This is a genomic window from Ramlibacter albus (assembly GCF_014297445.1).
GTDB classification, from domain to species: domain Bacteria; phylum Pseudomonadota; class Gammaproteobacteria; order Burkholderiales; family Burkholderiaceae_C; genus Ramlibacter; species Ramlibacter albus.
Window position 1 is genome coordinate 88913 of the sequence record NZ_JACORU010000012.1, and the last position, 14842, is coordinate 103754.

A 14842-nucleotide genomic window follows, 5' to 3' on the forward strand; every position below is an offset into this window, starting at 1 on the left:
CCCCCGTCCTCGCGGCCCACTCTACAGGACCGGGGCGGGTTGCGCTATTCCTTCTTGCCGGGCTCGGTGCCTTCGCCGAGCAGGGCGAGCATGCCGCCTTCGAGCGCGTCCATGTGGCGCGCGAGCTGGGGCGTCTGCTCCTTGGCGATCTTCATGTAGCCCTTGAAGGCGCGCAGCAGCGTCGGCCGGTCCGGGTGGTGCAGCAGCACCGTGGCCAGCGCGGCCTGCAGCACCTGCACCTGGCCCGCCAGCAGCAGCTGGTTGTCCATGAGGCCCTGGATGCTCTGCGTGTGCACGTCCAGCAGGGCCTTGAGTTCCTTGTCGTCCATTTCGTCTCGCGATGCGGGTGTCAGCCCATTGTCGCCTTGTTTGCGCCGGCGCGGGACCCCGCGAGCTTCTTCGATGCGTCGCGCAGCACGGCCGCCAGCGAATCCATCGGCGCGCTGCCCGCCAGCGGCTGCAGGCAGAAGAACGTGACCGGCGGCAGCGTCCACGCCAGCCGGTGCTGCAGCGGTGCGATGCGGCCACCCTTGAACAGCTCGTCCACCACGTCGCGCGGCAGGATGGCGATGGCATTGGGCTCCGTGCTGAGCACGGTCTCCATGCTGCGCACGGAGATCGTCTCCATGATCGCGAGCGGCGGCTGCACGCCGGCCGTGACGAAGATGGTGTTGTAGAGCCGGCGCATCGGCGTGTTGGGCGGCGGCAGGATCCAGTCGAGCTGGGCGAGCTTGTCCCAGTCGAGCGGGCCGCGCGACAGCCGCTTCTGGTGGCGCGCGCCGACGACGAGGCATGGCTCCTGCTCGTAGATCGGCTCCTGCACGATGCCCTGCGCCTCGCCCTCGTAGGAGCGGCCGATGGCGCAATCGAGCTCGCCCTCGACCATGCGGCCGACGAGCTGGTCGGTCGTGCCCTCGGTGACGAACACCGACAGGCGCGGGCGCTGCCCAAGGAGGTGGCCGAGCGCGGCGGACATCAGCGCCTGCGGTACCTGCGTCGTCATGCCCATGCGAACGCGGCCGCCGTGGCCGGCATCGATGGCGGCGAGCACCTGCGACGTGGACTCCAGTTCCGCCAGCCACCTCTGCGCGTACCGCAGCACCGCATCGCCGGCCGGCGTGGGCGTGAGGCCGCGGCTGGATCGCTCGAAGAGCGTCGTGCGGAAGATGTCTTCCACTTCGCGCAGCGCCTTCGTGATCGCGGGCTGGCTCAGCCGCATCTCGGCAGCCACGCGGTTGAGGGTGCGATGGCGGTCGATCGCCTGCAGCAGCGCGAGCTGGCGCAGCTTCAGGCGCGACTGCACGGAGTGGCGGATGGCGGCGGCGGGGTCGTGGATGGCCATAACCGTGAGGTTATAGCGGCATCAGAAAATAGCGCATTCGGGTGAACACGAGCGCCTAGACTGGATTCATGACGAAAGACGTCCTCATCTCCGGAGCCAGCATGGCCGGCCTGTCGGCAGCCCACTGGTTTGCCCGCCTGGGCCACCGCGTGACGGTGGTCGAACGTGCCGACGGCCTGCGGCCCGGCGGCGCGCCGATCGACGTGCGCGGGCGCGCGCTGGGCACGGCGCAGCGGATGGGGATCCTCGCGAAGATCGAAAGCGAGAAAGTGGCGATCGTGGAGCCGGCGCCGGTGCTCGACGGCACGGGCAAGCAGGTCGCGACGCTCGACCTGCGCTGGTTCGCAAACGAGACGGACGAGGACGTGGAGATCACGCGCGACCGGCTGAACCGCATCTTGCTCGAGTCGATTCCGGAAGGCGTCGAGTTCCGCTTCAGGACGTCGATCGTTTCCATCGCGGGTAACGACGTTGCTTTCACCGACGGCGGGCGGGGCCGCTACGACCTCGTCGTGGGCGCGGACGGCCTGCACTCCAACGTGCGCAAGCTCGCCTTCGGGCCCGAGAAGGACTTCGTGCGGCACTTCGGCTACTACGTCGCGCTCGTCGACCTGCCGCGCGGCCGCGACTGGGGCCGCGCGATGCTCAACATCCCCGGCCTGACGGTGGCCGTGCGCGACGCGGGCGACGGCCCGCAGGCAATGATGCTCGTGGCGAGCCCCGAGATCGACTACGACTACCGCGACCTCGACGCGCAGCGCCGGATGATTGCGGAGTTTCTTTCACGCGTCGATGCATGGCAGGTTCCCGCGCTGCGCGCGGCCTTCACCGACCCCGCCGCGCAGGGCTTCTACTTCGACTCGGTCAGCCAGACGCACATGCCCAGCTGGATCAAGGGCAATGTCGCGGTGATCGGCGACGCGGGGCACTGCGCGGCCCTGTTGTCGGGCATGGGCACGACGCTGGCGATGTTCGCGGCCGAAACGCTGGCGAACACGTGGACCGAGTACGGCTGCGATGCGGAAGCTGCGTCGCCGGCGTACCACGAGCGCCTGCGCCCTTACGTGCAGCAGTGCCAGGCTTTCGCGCATGAAGGCGCGCCGATCATGGTGCCGCCCACCCAGGCAGCGCTCGACGAGCGCAACGCGATGTTCCGCGAATACGCGGCGAAGTTCGCGGGGGCGGCCCAGGATGCATGACATGGTGATGACCGCACTGGCTTCCAACCTGCTCGACGCGCTGGGCGAGGCGCGCGATGCGGACACCGCGCTCGAACTCATTGACCATGCGCGCAGGGTGATCGCCGGGCCGGGCATCTTCAGCATCCAGGTGAACGTGACCACCGCGCGAGACCCGAAAGGCGAGCTGCGCCTGCAGCGCTTCTACGCCTCGCCCGCGGCCGCGGTGCGTTGGCCGGTGAACGGCGTGAAGCGCAAGACCTACACGCCGTGGACCGAGACATTGTTCGTACGTGGCCAGCCCTTCGTGGCGGCGGGCGCGGATACGATGGCGCGCGCCTTCGACGACTACGACCAGATGAAGGCGATGGACATCGACTCCGTCGTCAACGTTCCCCTGATGAAGGGCAACCTCTGCTACGCCACGTTCAACGTGTTCGGCACGAAGGGCGAGTGGCAGCCGCACCAGGTGCTGGCCCTGCGGCTGCTGGCGCTTGCAGCCGCACGCTGGGTGCCGCCAGCGGCCGACCTGATGTACAGCTTCGACAACCACGAGGCCGCCGCGCAAGCGGCGTGACTGCCATGCCCGGAATCGTCACCGGCCTGAACCACTACACCATCCGCTGCGCGCCGGGCGAGCTGCCGGCGCTGGACGACTTCTACATGCGCGTGATCGGGCTGGAGAAGGGCAGGCGGCCCGACATCCCCGCGCCCGGTACGTGGCTGTATGCCGGCGGGGTGCCGATCGTGCATCTCTACGCCATCCTCGATCGCGTTGTCGAGGCGGGCGAGCCCGTCACGGGCCCGCTGGACCACATCTCGTTCAAGGGCCGCGACCTCGAGGCGACCAAGGCGCACTTGCGCGCGCAGGGCGTTGCGTTCACGCAGGCGCCCGTCCCCGGCTGGAACATCGAGCAGCTGTTCCTGCGCGACCCGAAGGGGCTGAAGATCGAGCTGACCTTCTTCCTGGACGAGGAGGGCGGCCGTGCCTGAGTTCCTGCAAGCCGGCGATGTGCGCATCGCGTACGAGCGCACGGGTGAAGGGCCGCCGCTCGTGTTGATGCACGGGGCGGAAGCGAACCGGCAGATGTTCGGCGCGCTCGTGCCGCTGCTGGCGGATCGGTTCACCGTCATTGCGTACGACCAGCGGGATTGCGGCGACACGGAATCACCCGCACAGCCCGCGACGCTACAAGAGCTGGCGAATGACGCCGCCGCGCTTGTGCACGGTCTCGGTTGGGAGCGCGCGCACGTGTTCGGTTCGTCGTTCGGCGGGCGCGTGGCGCAAGCGATGGCGCTGCTGCATCCCGGCTCGGTGGATCGCCTCGTGCTGGGCAGCACCTGGGCCATCCCGCTCACCTATGAGCAGGCGTACCCCGAGGGCGCGTCGCGCATCGGCGAGTTGCGTTTGCGTTTGCCTGACACCGCGGAGGAGCTGGCCGGCTGGTTCTTCCCCGAGCGCTTCCTGCGAGAGCGGCCGGACCTGCGCCGCATCTTCGCGAATGCGCGGCCGAACACCGAGCGCTCGCAGCGGCGCACGCGCACGGTTTCCGCGGCGTTGAATCTCACGCCCGCTGCGATCGAAGCGCCCACCCTCGTGTTTGCGGGTGCGTTGGACCGCGTGGTGCCGCCGCAGATCACGACGGCGCTCGCGGACAGCATCCCCGGCAGCCGCCGGCTGATGCTGGACGACGTGGGCCACGTCACTGTCATGCAAGCGACTGACGCCGTTGCGCACGCAATCACGAATTTCCTCGAGGAGACGGAACATGAACACGTGTCATCCCGGGCTTGACCCGGGATCCATGGTGGCGCAGGACGATGGACGCCGGGTCGAGTCCGGCATGACGATCCGGGGCCTTTCGAAAACTTTCGGCGACGTCGTCGCACTCAAAGGCATCGACTGCACCATCGAACGCGGCAGCTTCGTATCCATCGTCGGCCCCAGCGGCTGCGGCAAGAGCACGCTGCTGCGAATCCTCGCCGGCCTGCTCGATGCCTCCCATGGCAGCGTTACGCTCGACGGGCAGCCGGTCAACGGCACCCGCCGCGACGTCGGCTTCGTCTTCCAGAGCTCCATCCTGCTGCCATGGCGCACGATCCTCCAGAACGTGATGCTCCCGGCCGAAGTGCTCGGCCTCGACCTCAAGGCCGCGCGCGAACGCGCGATGCAGCTGCTGCACATGGTGCGGCTCGATGGTTTCGAGGACAAGCTGCCGCGCCAGCTCTCCGGCGGCATGCAGCAGCGCGCCTCCATCGCACGCGCGCTGCTGCACGACCCCAAGATCCTGCTGATGGACGAGCCCTTCGGCGCGCTCGATGCGCTCACGCGCGAGCGCATGAACCTCGAGCTGCAGCGCATCTGGTCCGAAAGCGGCAAGACAGTCATCCTCATCACGCACTCGATCCCCGAAGCCATCTTCCTGGGCGACAAGGTGCTCGTGATGACGCCGCGCCCCGGCACGATCGAGCGCGAGTTGCGCGTGGACCTGCCGCGGCCGCGCACGATGCATTCGATGGCCGAGCCCGAATTCGGCCGAATCGCGGACGAGATCCGCGACCTGTTCTCCCACACCGGATCGTTCGACTGACATGTCCACCACCTTCCCTGTGACCACCGCCATGCCCGAGGCACCCACCACCCGCCCGCAGCCGCGCAAGCGGTGGCGCATGGGCCCGCGCGCGAGCTCGCTCGCGCTGCTGGTGGTGCTGCTCTCGGCGTGGGAGGCGGGCGTGCGGCTGTTCCACGTGCCCAAGTTCCTCATCCCGCCCGTGAGCGACATCGCGGTGGCCTTATGGCGCGGGCTTGCGACGTCGCCGATGGCGAAGGACGGGCTCTGGTACCACAGCGGCGTCACGCTCATCGAGATCCTGCTCGGCTTCTTCGTCGGCAGCGCGATCGGCCTGGCGATCGGCGTGATCGTGTCGCAGATGCCGCGGCTGGAGGCGATCCTGGAGCCCTATGTGGCCGCGCTGCAAAGCCTGCCCAAGGTGGCGGTGGCGCCGATCATCGTGGTCTGGCTCGGCTTCGGCATCGGCTCGAAGGTGGCCATCATCTGCCTGCTCACGTTCTTCCCGGTGCTGGTGACCAGCATCGCGGGCTTCAAGGCGGTGGACCCGGACCGCATCGACCTGCTGCGCTCGCTTTCCGCCACGCCGTGGCAGATTTTCCGCAAGGCCAAGTTCCCGAGCGCGCTGCCCTACATCTTCGCGGGGCTGAACATGGCCGCGGCGTTCGCGGTGGTGGGCGCCATCGTCGGCGAATTCGTCGGCGCGCAGGCGGGGCTGGGCGTGCTGATCCTGCAGATGGAAGCGCAGATGGACACGGGCGGCAGCTTCTCGGTGTTCATCGTGCTGTCGGTCATCGGCATCGTGCTCACCGCGATATTGCGGCGCATCCAGCAACGCGTGCTGCACTGGATGCCGCAGGACCCGGCGCAGCAGCGGACCATCAACGTTTGACATCGAAGGAGAGACTCCATGTTGACGCGACGTGAATTCGGCCTGGGCTCGCTGGCCCTGGCCGCCGTGCCGGCCTTCGGGCAGGGCGTGAAAGTGCTGAAGGTGGCCAACACCGCCGGCGTGATGGATGCGCAGCAGTGCTTCATCACGAGCGGGCAGCACCCGAAGATCAATTTCTACAAGGCCGAAGGCGTGGACGTCGAGTACGTCAACATGACCTCGATCACGCAGGCGCTGCAGAGCCTCATGACGAACCAGGTGCACTTCGGGCCGATGGCGCCGGGCATCCTGCTGCCGGCGATGGCGAAAGAGCCGACGCTGGACCTCGTCGCGGTCTACGAATGGCTGCCGCGCAACGCGAACGTCATCGTGGTGAAGCCGGGCAGCCCGATCAAGAGTGCGGCGGACCTCGCGGGCAAGAAGATCGGCGTGCGCAACCAGGGCGACCCCGGCATCGTCGTCACCAAGACGATGCTTGCGGAACTCGGGCTGAAGGACGACAAGAACGAGTACATCGCGATCGGCGACGGCGCGCCTGCCGGTGCGGCGATCGACAACGACCGCGTCGATGCGATGGTGACGTTCGACACGGCAGCAGCGCGCATCGAGCTGGTCGGCACGAAGTTGCGCTACGTGCCGCTCACGCCCAAGTTCACCAAGGTGGGGTCCAGCTGGATCTGCGTGCCGCGCAAGGCGCTGCAGGCGGACCGCAAGGCCTACGTCGGCCTGTTCCGCGCGATGGCGAAGTCCACGCTGTTCGCGCACTCGAACCTCGACGCCGCGATCGACGCGCACTGGGGCGTGTACCCGGAGAGCAAGCCCAAGGGCAAGACCGAGGACGAGGCGCGCAAGGAGATGAAGTTCATCCTGAAGGACCGCAAGGAGAACTGGATGCGCCGGCCCGACGACAGCGACCAGCGCTTCGGCGCGTCGAGCCTGGAGGAGTGGAAGGCGCACATCGCGGTCGCAAGCGAAACGGCGAAGATGCCCGAGCTCGCGAAGCAGGTCGACGCCAACAAGGTGTTCAGCAACGAGCTGATCGACGAGGTGAACGCGTTCGACCGCAAGGCCGTCATGCAGATGGCCCAGGCCTTCAAGGCGTAGGCGGCGCGGTTTTCGGCTGGTAGTCGCAGTACTGGATCACGGCGCACTGCCAGCACTTCGGCGTACGCGCCACGCAGACATAGCGGCCGTGCAGGATGAGCCAGTGGTGGGCGTCCACCATGTACTCCTCTGGCACGCGCTCGACCAGCTTCATCTCGACCGCGTACGGGTCCTTGCCGGGGGCAAGGCCCGTGCGGTTGCTCACGCGGAAGATGTGCGTGTCGACCGCCATGGTGGGCTCCCCGAACGCGACGTTGAGCACGACGTTCGCGGTCTTGCGGCCGACGCCGGGCAGGGCTTGCAAGGCCTCGCGGTCTCGCGGCACCTCGCCGCCGTGTTGCTCGACGAGGATGCGGCACGTTTCCAGCAGGTGCTTGCCCTTCATGCGGTAGAGGCCGATGGTCCTGATGTAGCCCTCGAGGCCTTCGGGCCCGAGCGCAAGGATCGCCTGCGGCGTGTTCGCGACGGGGAAGAGGCGGCGGGTCGCCTTGTTCACGCCCGCATCGGTGGCCTGCGCGGAAAGCAGCACGGCCACGAGCAGCTCGAAGACGCTCGTGTATTCGAGCTCGCTCGTGGGCAGCGGGTTGGCCGCGCGCAGCGTGGCGAAGAAGGGGTCGACGTCCTGGTCTTTCATTTGTCGGTTCTCAGCTGGAATTCGCGCGCGACGGCGGCGATGACGGCGGCCTTGTCCGAGTCGCGCCGCCGCGCGAGCGCCATGCGCCGCTCCTCCGCGTGCGGGATCTCGACGACGCGCAGCCGCGGCTCGGTGGCCCAGCGCGCATCCCGCAGCAGCGGCAGCACGGACACGCCGAGGCCCGAGCGCACGAGGTCCACGATGCCCTCGATGGCGTTGAGCTCCAGGAATTCCTGCGGCTTGGCGCGAAGCTTCTTCAGCGTGCGCTCGACCAGCTGGCCGGTGTGCTGCGTCGGGTCGAAGCGGATGAAGCGGTGCCGCTGCAGCAGCTCGCGCGGTGCAGCCGCCTCCACGTTGCGCGGCGCGAGCAGCACCATCGGCTCCGCGTAGAGCGGCGTCCACGCGAATTCCGCGCGGCCGCTGCCGGGCTCGCGCACGACGATGGCGGCATCGAGCTCGCCGGCCGCAAGCCGCGAGAGCAGCTCCATGGACTTGCCGCCGGAGACGTGCAGGTCCAGCGCCGGGTGGCGGTCCTTGAGCACGAGCGTCGCCTGCACGAGCGCGCGCAGCGCGGAGACCACGCCACCGAGGTGCACGGTGCCCGCCATCGCGTCGGGCGCGCCCGGGTCGGCGAGCATCTGCTCGTACTGCCCGACGAGGCGACGCACTGAAGGCACCAGCGCCCGCCCGGCATCGTTGAGCACCACGGCCTTCCCATGCCGCTCGAACAAGGGCCGCTTCAGCTCGGCCTCGAACGTGCGCATCTGCTGGCCCACGGCCGCCTGCGTGAGCGCGACGCGGTGCGCGGCGGCGGCGAACGAGCCCTCCGACGCGACGGCGAGGAAAGTCTTCATGAGGCGGATGCTGGACACCCCGCCATCCTAAAGCAGAGCTTTAGGCCCGCTAAAGGATTATTCGCTTTTCGTTTGGCGTGGCAGGCCGATAATCGGCGCATGAATTTCGATTTCGACAACCCCTACCGCACCACGCGCCTGCCCGTCTTCGCGCGCAACGCCGTCTCCACCTCGCACCCGCTCGCCTCGCAGGCCGGCCTGCGCATGCTGTGGAAGGGCGGCAACGCGGTGGATGCCGCGATCGCCTGCGCCGCCGCCATGACCGTCGTCGAGCCCGTGAGCAACGGCCTGGGCAGCGACAGCTTCGCGATCCTGTGGGACGGCAAGCAGCTCCACGGCCTGAACTCGTCGGGCTTCGCCCCTTCGGCCTGGACGCCGGAGTACTTCAAGTCGAAGTACGGCGACGCGAAGACGCCGCCCAAGCGCGGCTGGGACTCCGTCACGGTACCCGGCGCCGTCGCGAGCTGGGTGGCGCTGTCGCAGAAGTTCGGCAAGCTGCCCTTCGGCGACCTGCTCGAGCCCGCCATCGAGATCGCGGAGCGCGGCTACCTGATGCCGGTGGTGGTGCAGCAGAAGTGGGCCGCGGCGACGCCGGAACTCGGCTCGTTCCCTGGCTTCGCGCAGAGCTTCCTGCCCTGGGGCCGCGCGCCCAAGGTCGGCGAGCTGTTCCAGTTCAAGAATGCGGCGCGAGCCCTGCGCCTGATCGCGGAGACGAAGGGCTCCGCGTTCTACGGCGGCGAGATCGCCCAGGCGCTCGAGCGCTTCGCGCGCGAGCACGGCGGCAGCATGACGGCGAAGGACCTCGCCGAGTTCAAGCCCGAGTGGGTGACGCCGATCGCGAAGAACTACAAGGGCTACACGCTGCACGAGATCCCGCCCAACGGGCAGGGCATCGCGGCGCTGATGGCCGTCGGCATCCTCTCCAACTTCGACCTCGCCGAGCTGCCGGTGGACAGCCCCGACTCGCAGCACCTGCAGATCGAGGCGATGAAGCTGGCCTTCGCGGACGTGTACAAGTTCGTCGGCGAACGCTCCGCCATGGAAGTCACTTCCGAGCAGCTCCTGGACGGCGGCTACCTCGCCTCGCGCGCGAAGCTGATCGACATGAAGCGTGCGCAGGACTTCAAGGCCGGCAACCCGGTCAAGGGCGGCACGATCTACCTCACCGCGGCCGACGAGAACGGCATGATGGTGAGCTTCATCCAGAGCAACTACATGGGCTTCGGCTCGGGCGTGGTGGAGCCGACCTTCGGCATCAGCCTGCAGAACCGCGGCCACGGCTTCAACCTCACCGGCGGCGCCAACCTCGTCGCACCGCGCAAGCGGCCCTTCCACACCATCATCCCGGCCTTCCTCACGAAGGACGGCCAGCCGGTGATGAGTTTCGGCGTGATGGGCGGCAACATGCAGCCGCAGGGCCACATGCAGACGCTGGTTCGCATGCTCGACTATAAGCAGAGCCCGCAGGCCGCGTGCGATGCGCCGCGCTGGCGCTTCAACCAGGGCCTGGAGCTCAACGTCGAAGCGGCGATGAAGGCCAGCACCATCCAGGCGCTGCAGGAGCGCGGCCACAAGCTGGACGTCATCAACGACAGCTACCAGGACTTCGGCAGCGGCCAGTTCATCTGGCGCGCGGGGGACCCGAAGGTGGAAGGCTATGTCTGCGCCTCGGACTCGCGCCGCGACGGGCTCGTCGCGGGTTTCTGAAGCGCTGACGCATCCCGACCGCGTCATCGACGCCGCGTCGGGGTATCACCGCCGTGCAGATACCACGGCCGATTGATCCGCAGATCGTTTAACGATATGATGATCGATATGGAAGTCGTTACCCTGTCTCCCAAGTTCCAGGTGGTCATCCCGCAGCCGATCCGGTCGGCTTTGCGGCTGTCGCCGGGCGACAAGATGCACGTGATCGGCTACGGCAACCGTGTGGAGATCATCCCGGCCAGAGCCATGAAGTCCATGCGCGGCATCCTGCGGGAGTCCGGGCGTCCAGCGGACACGCAGGTGGACCGCGACGACGACCGGCTCTGACCGCATGGCGCCGCGCAAGCCCTTCAACGTCGTCGACTCATCCGCATGGCTGGAGTATTTCTTCGACACGGCTCACGCGGATCGCTTCGCGGCAGCGATCGAAGACACCGAACGCCTTGTCATTCCCGTTCTCGTTCTCTACGAGGTTTTCAAGAAGGTCCTGCGCACGCATGGTGAGGACACCGCCTTGCAGGTTGCAGCGCAAATGCAGCAGGGGCAACTCGTGCCGCTCGATGAAATGCTGGCGCTGAGCGCGGCGAAGCTGGGCCTGCCGCTGGCCGACAGCATCATCTACGCAACCGCGCAGGCGTTCGACGCGGTGTTGTGGACGCAGGACCAGCACTTCGACGGGCTGCCGAACGTGCGGTTCTTCCCAAAGGACTTGCCGGCCTGAGCTACGGGCGGTGCGGGTCCGGATAGAGCAGCCCCTTCAACCCATAGAACCCGAACCGGTCGAACGGCTTCCACTCACCTTCCGGCTGCGCCAGCCGGTCCGCCACCGCCCACCACGCGCTCGGGTTCACGCCGATGCCGATGTGGCTGGCGATGACCTCGATGTTCTCCACCTGCGCGTGGTCCCGCTTCTGGATGCTGCCCTGCCACGCGACGATGCCGTCGGTGCGCGAGTAGATGCTGGTCGTGGGCACCGGCGGCGCGATGTGCAAATCGGCGTTCTCTTCATGCTCCCGGTCGGCGCTGCGGCCGCTGGTGAGCTCGTAGATGCGCCACGCGTTGGTGGACTTCGGGTGCGCCGCGAAGGGCGTGCCCAGCGTGATCACGCAGCGCACGCAGTCTGGCATTGCCTTCGCAAGTTCGCGCGCATAGACGCCGCCCAGGCTCCAGCCGATCAGGCTCACCTTGCGGCCGCTTGCGTCGTTCGCTGCCTGCACCGCGCGGCGCGCCGCTTCGACGACACCCGCCCGCGGACCGAAATTGAACCCCTGGTTCCACCCGTCGGCGTTGTAGCCGCGCGAGGCGAGGTAGCGGCGCAGCGGCACGGTGGACGAATCGCTGGCCGACAGGCCCGGGAACACGACCACAGCGTGGCCATCACCGGCCGGGGCGTGCTGCAGTGCGGGCCAGGCGGGGAAGAGGGCGCCGAACTCCCATGGCGCGCGGAATTCGAGGGCGAGGAGCGCAAGGCTCGGCGGGGGGAGGTGGTCGTTACGGGTCCTGCGCGTTGCCATCAGCATCGAGACTGCGTCCTGTCGGTTGTTGTGCAGCCCACCGTATCACCGTTGCGCCTTGCCGTCCCTCAGGCTTGCCCTCGTTTAGGTGGCCGCCTCTAGAACTAGCCCCTGCGGATGCCGCCGGGGAAGGGGTTGAACGTGGCGAACCGGTTGCGCACCGACATGTTCCAGCTCGAATTGCGCGGCACCTGGTAGCCCGCGGCTTCCAGAGCGTCGCAGTACGCGCGGAACTCGGTCATGTTCTCCAGCGTCGCCACGTCGCCGTAGGTCCAGCCCGTGCGCTGCTGCAGCCCGCGCGGGTGGAAGCCCGTCATCGGGAACCCTTCGTTGGCCGATTCCATCTCGCCCGCCTGCAGCGCGCCGAAGGTGGAGTGCCGGTGCGACTCGGCGTTGTGGTGCACGCGGCGCAGCGGCGAGTCGCCGGTGTCCGGGCTCATCGCGGCGTTCAGCGCGTTGATGCAGCGAAGGATGCGCGGCGTGAGGTTGCCCATGTCCCCGTGTTCGCCCAGCTTCTCGCCGGTCGCCTCGCCATCCACCATGATGTTGTTGTGGCTGTCGGCGGTGAGGCCCTGGAAGGTGACGTAGCCGCCACTGGGCGTGCGCCGCGCCACGGCGCCCGTGTTGACGCGCATGTCGAGCACGCGGTCCATGAAGCTGCCCTTGGCGAAGGTCTGGCCCGTCGCCGTGCTCTCGTGCCCGGTGAACACGACCGCGGCCTTGGTGATGTCCTCCGTCGAGCGGGACATGTAGTCGCGCCAGGGGGGGCAAACTGCCATGAGGTCGTAGTCGCCCGTCATCGGCCGGTTGTTCGCGCCGCGTTCGGACGACGTCATCACGTGCAGGGGCCTGACCGGCATCAGCTCCAGCCGGGCGAGGTCGCCCGTGGGCGTGTCGTCGTCGTACACGAAGATCTGGAACTTGCCCTTGAGCCAGTCGTTGCGCACCGCCTTGAACGCGAACACGCGGTTGTCGCCGCTGCGGCGCGCGAAGAGCAGGTAGTTGCGCCCGTTGCGCGTCTGCACCATGCGGTGCATCGCATACCGCTGCGGGTTTTCCTCGGGCTGCAGCAGCTGGACCAGCAGGTCCCCGTGCGACAGCACCAGCTGCGCCTTCGCGGCGTAGCCGTCGTGGATGCCGGTGTCGTTGAACCCGGTGGACTTGTTGGCCTTGGTGAGGTTGTCGCCCACCTTGCTGTACTTGCCGAGGTAGGGCACGAAGCCGGCCTGCGGCCCCCAGTCGGAGCTCTTGCCCTTCACGTGGAAGTTCTTGGTCGGGTAGCCCTCCCGGATCCACCGCTTGGACCAGGGCCCCGTCGAGCGGAAGATGATCACCTCGTTGTAGCGGTCCGCGACCGAGAGTGTCGCGTTCATGTCGCCCTCGATCATGCCGTTCTCGGGATGCGCGAGCGATGCGACGAGGCCGATGGCCGCCATGGCGATACTCCTTTGCCGGGGCTAGGCCGCAGCGCGGCGGGGCGCCGGCGCGCGCTTGCGGGCCACCTTGGCGGGCCGCTTGCGGGGCGCAGGCTTCGCAGCCAGTGTCTCAGGTGCGGCGGCAAACAACCCCCGGGCTTCCACGAATGCCGCTTCCAGCCCATCCGCCAGCGCCTGCAGCTGCGGCACCGCCTTGCGGTCGGCGATCAGGCCGAAGTCGACACGGCCCGCGTAGGTTTGGATCGTGATGTTGAGCGCCAGGCCGTGCATCACGATCGACAGCGGGTGGAACGTGAGCATGCGCGCGCCGGCCAGGTAAAGCGGCACCTGCGGGCCGGGCACGTTGCTGATGGCGACGTTGGCGATGGCCGGCAAACGCTCGGTGATGCCTTCGCGTCCGTACGTCTTGAGCACGATCCTGCCCGCGCCACCCACAAGCCAGGGCGCCAGCAGCGAGGGGTAGTCGGTCGGCAGCACGGACTTCAGGCCGGCGAGGGCCTGCTTCACCTTGGCCGTGGACTCCATGATGGCCTGCATGCGCTTGAGCGGATTGGCGTGGTTGGTGCCGAGCTGCACGACGCTGATCGAGGCCTGGTTGTTCAGCTCCTTGTTGCTTTCCTCGCGCAGGCTCACCGGCATCGCGGCCACGAGCGGCTTCTTCGGGAGAGCCGCGTGTTCCTGCAGGTAGTTGCGCAGCGCGGTCGCGCAGATCCACAGCACGATGTCGTTGAACGAGCCGCCGACGGCCTTGGCCATCGTGCGGCATTCGGCGAACGGGATCGTCGCGGTCGCGAACGACCGCTGCGACGTGATGCCGACGTTGAAGATGGTCTTGGGCGCGAGCTGCACCGGCATCTTGGGCCGGATGCTCGTGAGCCCCTTGTCGCCGCCCTTGACGGACTGCTTGACGAGCGCACTGCCCACGCCCGACGCCGCCACCGGCAGCGACTTCGCGAGCTTGGCGTACTGCGCGAGCGAGTTGGAGAACACCGCGCCGATCATCTCGCCGATCTTCAGGTCGCCGGCCGTGCGCTTGCGGCGCGACGGGTCGGCCGGCGGCACTTCGCGCGGTGTTGCCGCGATGTCGAGGATGGCATTGGCGAGCACGGTGCCGCCTTTGCCGTCGAGCGCGGCGTGGTGGATCTTGGAATAGAAGGCCACCAGCTTGCCTTCGAGCGCCATGCCCCTGGGCGGCTTGACGTTCTCGAAGACGTGGAACTCCCACAGCGGATGCTCGCGGTCGATCAGCTGCGAGTGCAGCTTCGCGGACATGGCCTCCGCCTGCTTCACGGTCATCGCGCCGCCGGGCACCTTGCGGATGTGGAAGTCGAGGTCCACCTCGTCGGCCTCGACCCAGAGCGGATGGCCGAGGTCGAACGGCATGAAGGCGAGCTTGCGGCTGAAGATCGGTGCCAGGTGCATCCGCTTCGCGATGTGGTCCCGCATCGCGTTGCGGAAGCTCCCCTTGAACCCGGGCGGCAGCTCGTACAGCTGCAGCGAGCCCACGTGCATGGGCGTTTCGGGCGTCTCCAGGTACAGGAAGGTGGCGTCGAGGCCGCTGAGTGTCTTCATCGCGGCATATTGAACCGGAAGCCGCCGCGGAAGGTTAGG

Annotated in this window: 17 protein-coding genes; 10 read left to right on the forward strand and 7 right to left on the reverse strand. The window is 67.9% G+C overall.

Translation table 11 applies throughout. The features are described from left to right. Positions 1-44: 44 nt before the first annotated feature. Together H8R02_RS24870 and H8R02_RS24875 are read right to left on the reverse strand one after the other, a co-directional pair. The gene (locus H8R02_RS24870) at positions 45-329 is read right to left on the reverse strand and encodes a hypothetical protein (RefSeq protein ID WP_187084208.1); all 285 of its coding nucleotides are present in this window, start codon (positions 327-329) and stop codon (positions 45-47) included. A gap of 20 nt (positions 330-349) precedes the next feature. Beyond that, positions 350-1342, reverse strand: coding sequence for a LysR family transcriptional regulator (locus tag H8R02_RS24875; RefSeq protein WP_187084209.1), 993 nt, complete (start codon positions 1340-1342; stop codon positions 350-352). A gap of 68 nt (positions 1343-1410) precedes the next feature. Between H8R02_RS24875 and H8R02_RS24880 the strand changes: the two genes are divergently transcribed. From H8R02_RS24880 to H8R02_RS24910, 7 genes are read left to right on the forward strand one after another with little or no spacing between them, the layout of a single operon-like run. After that, positions 1411-2541, forward strand: a complete 1131-nt coding sequence (locus H8R02_RS24880) for an FAD-dependent monooxygenase (RefSeq protein ID WP_187084210.1) — start codon at positions 1411-1413, stop codon at positions 2539-2541. A gap of 1 nt (position 2542) precedes the next feature. Beyond that, the gene (locus H8R02_RS24885; RefSeq protein ID WP_187084211.1) at positions 2543-3097 is read left to right on the forward strand and encodes a GAF domain-containing protein; all 555 of its coding nucleotides are present in this window, start codon (positions 2543-2545) and stop codon (positions 3095-3097) included. A 5-nt stretch (positions 3098-3102) separates the two neighbouring features. After that, positions 3103-3513, forward strand: a complete 411-nt coding sequence (locus tag H8R02_RS24890; protein ID WP_187084212.1) for a VOC family protein — start codon at positions 3103-3105, stop codon at positions 3511-3513. Then, entirely contained in the window at positions 3506-4315 is an 810-nt protein-coding gene (locus tag H8R02_RS24895; RefSeq protein WP_187084213.1) for an alpha/beta fold hydrolase, read from the forward strand. The genes H8R02_RS24890 and H8R02_RS24895 overlap by 8 nt, the downstream gene beginning before the upstream one ends. Before the next feature lie 49 nt (positions 4316-4364). Next, the gene (locus H8R02_RS24900; RefSeq protein ID WP_222622633.1) at positions 4365-5111 is read left to right on the forward strand and encodes an ABC transporter ATP-binding protein; all 747 of its coding nucleotides are present in this window, start codon (positions 4365-4367) and stop codon (positions 5109-5111) included. A gap of 1 nt (position 5112) precedes the next feature. Then, complete coding sequence (locus tag H8R02_RS24905; protein ID WP_187084214.1) at positions 5113-5982, forward strand: ABC transporter permease; 870 nt, start codon at positions 5113-5115, stop codon at positions 5980-5982. An 18-nt stretch (positions 5983-6000) separates the two neighbouring features. Further along, positions 6001-7086, forward strand: coding sequence for an ABC transporter substrate-binding protein (locus H8R02_RS24910; protein ID WP_187084215.1), 1086 nt, complete (start codon positions 6001-6003; stop codon positions 7084-7086). On the opposite strand, the gene nth is transcribed toward H8R02_RS24910, so the two are convergent. Further along, the gene (nth, locus tag H8R02_RS24915) at positions 7076-7720 is read right to left on the reverse strand and encodes an endonuclease III (RefSeq protein ID WP_187084216.1); all 645 of its coding nucleotides are present in this window, start codon (positions 7718-7720) and stop codon (positions 7076-7078) included. The two genes, H8R02_RS24910 and nth, sit on opposite strands and share 11 nt — an antisense overlap. Beyond that, positions 7717-8574 carry a LysR family transcriptional regulator gene (locus H8R02_RS24920; protein WP_222622629.1) on the reverse strand — a complete coding sequence of 286 codons (858 nt, stop codon included), beginning with the start codon at positions 8572-8574 and terminating at the stop codon, positions 7717-7719. The genes nth and H8R02_RS24920 overlap by 4 nt, the downstream gene beginning before the upstream one ends. A 99-nt stretch (positions 8575-8673) precedes the next feature. Here H8R02_RS24920 and H8R02_RS24925 point away from each other — a divergent pair, with 99 nt between their 5' ends. From H8R02_RS24925 to H8R02_RS24935, 3 genes are all read left to right on the forward strand, one after another. Continuing rightward, the gene (locus H8R02_RS24925) at positions 8674-10281 is read left to right on the forward strand and encodes a gamma-glutamyltransferase family protein (RefSeq protein ID WP_222622630.1); all 1608 of its coding nucleotides are present in this window, start codon (positions 8674-8676) and stop codon (positions 10279-10281) included. Between the two features lie 108 nt (positions 10282-10389). Further along, positions 10390-10608 (forward strand): AbrB/MazE/SpoVT family DNA-binding domain-containing protein, encoded by a 219-nt coding sequence (locus tag H8R02_RS24930; RefSeq protein WP_187084218.1) that lies wholly within the window; start codon positions 10390-10392, stop codon positions 10606-10608. A 4-nt stretch (positions 10609-10612) separates the two neighbouring features. Continuing rightward, a complete protein-coding gene (locus tag H8R02_RS24935; protein ID WP_187084219.1) occupies positions 10613-11002 on the forward strand; it encodes a type II toxin-antitoxin system VapC family toxin in 390 nt (129 codons plus the stop codon). 1 nt (position 11003) lies between these two features. On the opposite strand, the gene H8R02_RS24940 is transcribed toward H8R02_RS24935, so the two are convergent. The 3 genes from H8R02_RS24940 to H8R02_RS24950 all read right to left on the reverse strand — a co-directional run bounded on the left by H8R02_RS24940 (position 11004) and on the right by H8R02_RS24950 (position 14803). Then, entirely contained in the window at positions 11004-11801 is a 798-nt protein-coding gene (locus H8R02_RS24940) for an esterase/lipase family protein (protein ID WP_435531302.1), read from the reverse strand. 98 nt (positions 11802-11899) lie between these two features. Then, positions 11900-13231 carry an anthrax toxin-like adenylyl cyclase domain-containing protein gene (locus tag H8R02_RS24945; protein ID WP_187084221.1) on the reverse strand — a complete coding sequence of 444 codons (1332 nt, stop codon included), beginning with the start codon at positions 13229-13231 and terminating at the stop codon, positions 11900-11902. Positions 13232-13252: 21 nt separating this feature from the next. Next, entirely contained in the window at positions 13253-14803 is a 1551-nt protein-coding gene (locus tag H8R02_RS24950; protein ID WP_187084222.1) for a wax ester/triacylglycerol synthase family O-acyltransferase, read from the reverse strand. Between the last annotated feature and the right edge of the window lie 39 nt (positions 14804-14842).

Coding starts and splice junctions, on each gene's coding strand:
- H8R02_RS24875 (WP_187084209.1), bottom strand. CDS start 1,342: ATGGCCATCCACGACCCCGCCGCCGCCATCCGCCACTCCGTGCAGTCG.
- H8R02_RS24945 (WP_187084221.1), bottom strand. CDS start 13,231: ATGGCGGCCATCGGCCTCGTCGCATCGCTCGCGCATCCCGAGAACGGC.
- nth (WP_187084216.1), bottom strand. CDS start 7,720: ATGAAAGACCAGGACGTCGACCCCTTCTTCGCCACGCTGCGCGCGGCC.
- H8R02_RS24940 (WP_435531302.1), bottom strand. CDS start 11,801: ATGCTGATGGCAACGCGCAGGACCCGTAACGACCACCTCCCCCCGCCG.
- H8R02_RS24910 (WP_187084215.1), top strand. CDS start 6,001: ATGTTGACGCGACGTGAATTCGGCCTGGGCTCGCTGGCCCTGGCCGCC.
- H8R02_RS24905 (WP_187084214.1), top strand. CDS start 5,113: ATGTCCACCACCTTCCCTGTGACCACCGCCATGCCCGAGGCACCCACC.
- H8R02_RS24930 (WP_187084218.1), top strand. CDS start 10,390: ATGGAAGTCGTTACCCTGTCTCCCAAGTTCCAGGTGGTCATCCCGCAG.
- H8R02_RS24950 (WP_187084222.1), bottom strand. CDS start 14,803: ATGAAGACACTCAGCGGCCTCGACGCCACCTTCCTGTACCTGGAGACG.
- H8R02_RS24900 (WP_222622633.1), top strand. CDS start 4,365: ATGACGATCCGGGGCCTTTCGAAAACTTTCGGCGACGTCGTCGCACTC.
- H8R02_RS24870 (WP_187084208.1), bottom strand. CDS start 329: ATGGACGACAAGGAACTCAAGGCCCTGCTGGACGTGCACACGCAGAGC.
- H8R02_RS24885 (WP_187084211.1), top strand. CDS start 2,543: ATGGTGATGACCGCACTGGCTTCCAACCTGCTCGACGCGCTGGGCGAG.
- H8R02_RS24925 (WP_222622630.1), top strand. CDS start 8,674: ATGAATTTCGATTTCGACAACCCCTACCGCACCACGCGCCTGCCCGTC.
- H8R02_RS24920 (WP_222622629.1), bottom strand. CDS start 8,574: ATGAAGACTTTCCTCGCCGTCGCGTCGGAGGGCTCGTTCGCCGCCGCC.
- H8R02_RS24890 (WP_187084212.1), top strand. CDS start 3,103: ATGCCCGGAATCGTCACCGGCCTGAACCACTACACCATCCGCTGCGCG.
- H8R02_RS24880 (WP_187084210.1), top strand. CDS start 1,411: ATGACGAAAGACGTCCTCATCTCCGGAGCCAGCATGGCCGGCCTGTCG.
- H8R02_RS24935 (WP_187084219.1), top strand. CDS start 10,613: ATGGCGCCGCGCAAGCCCTTCAACGTCGTCGACTCATCCGCATGGCTG.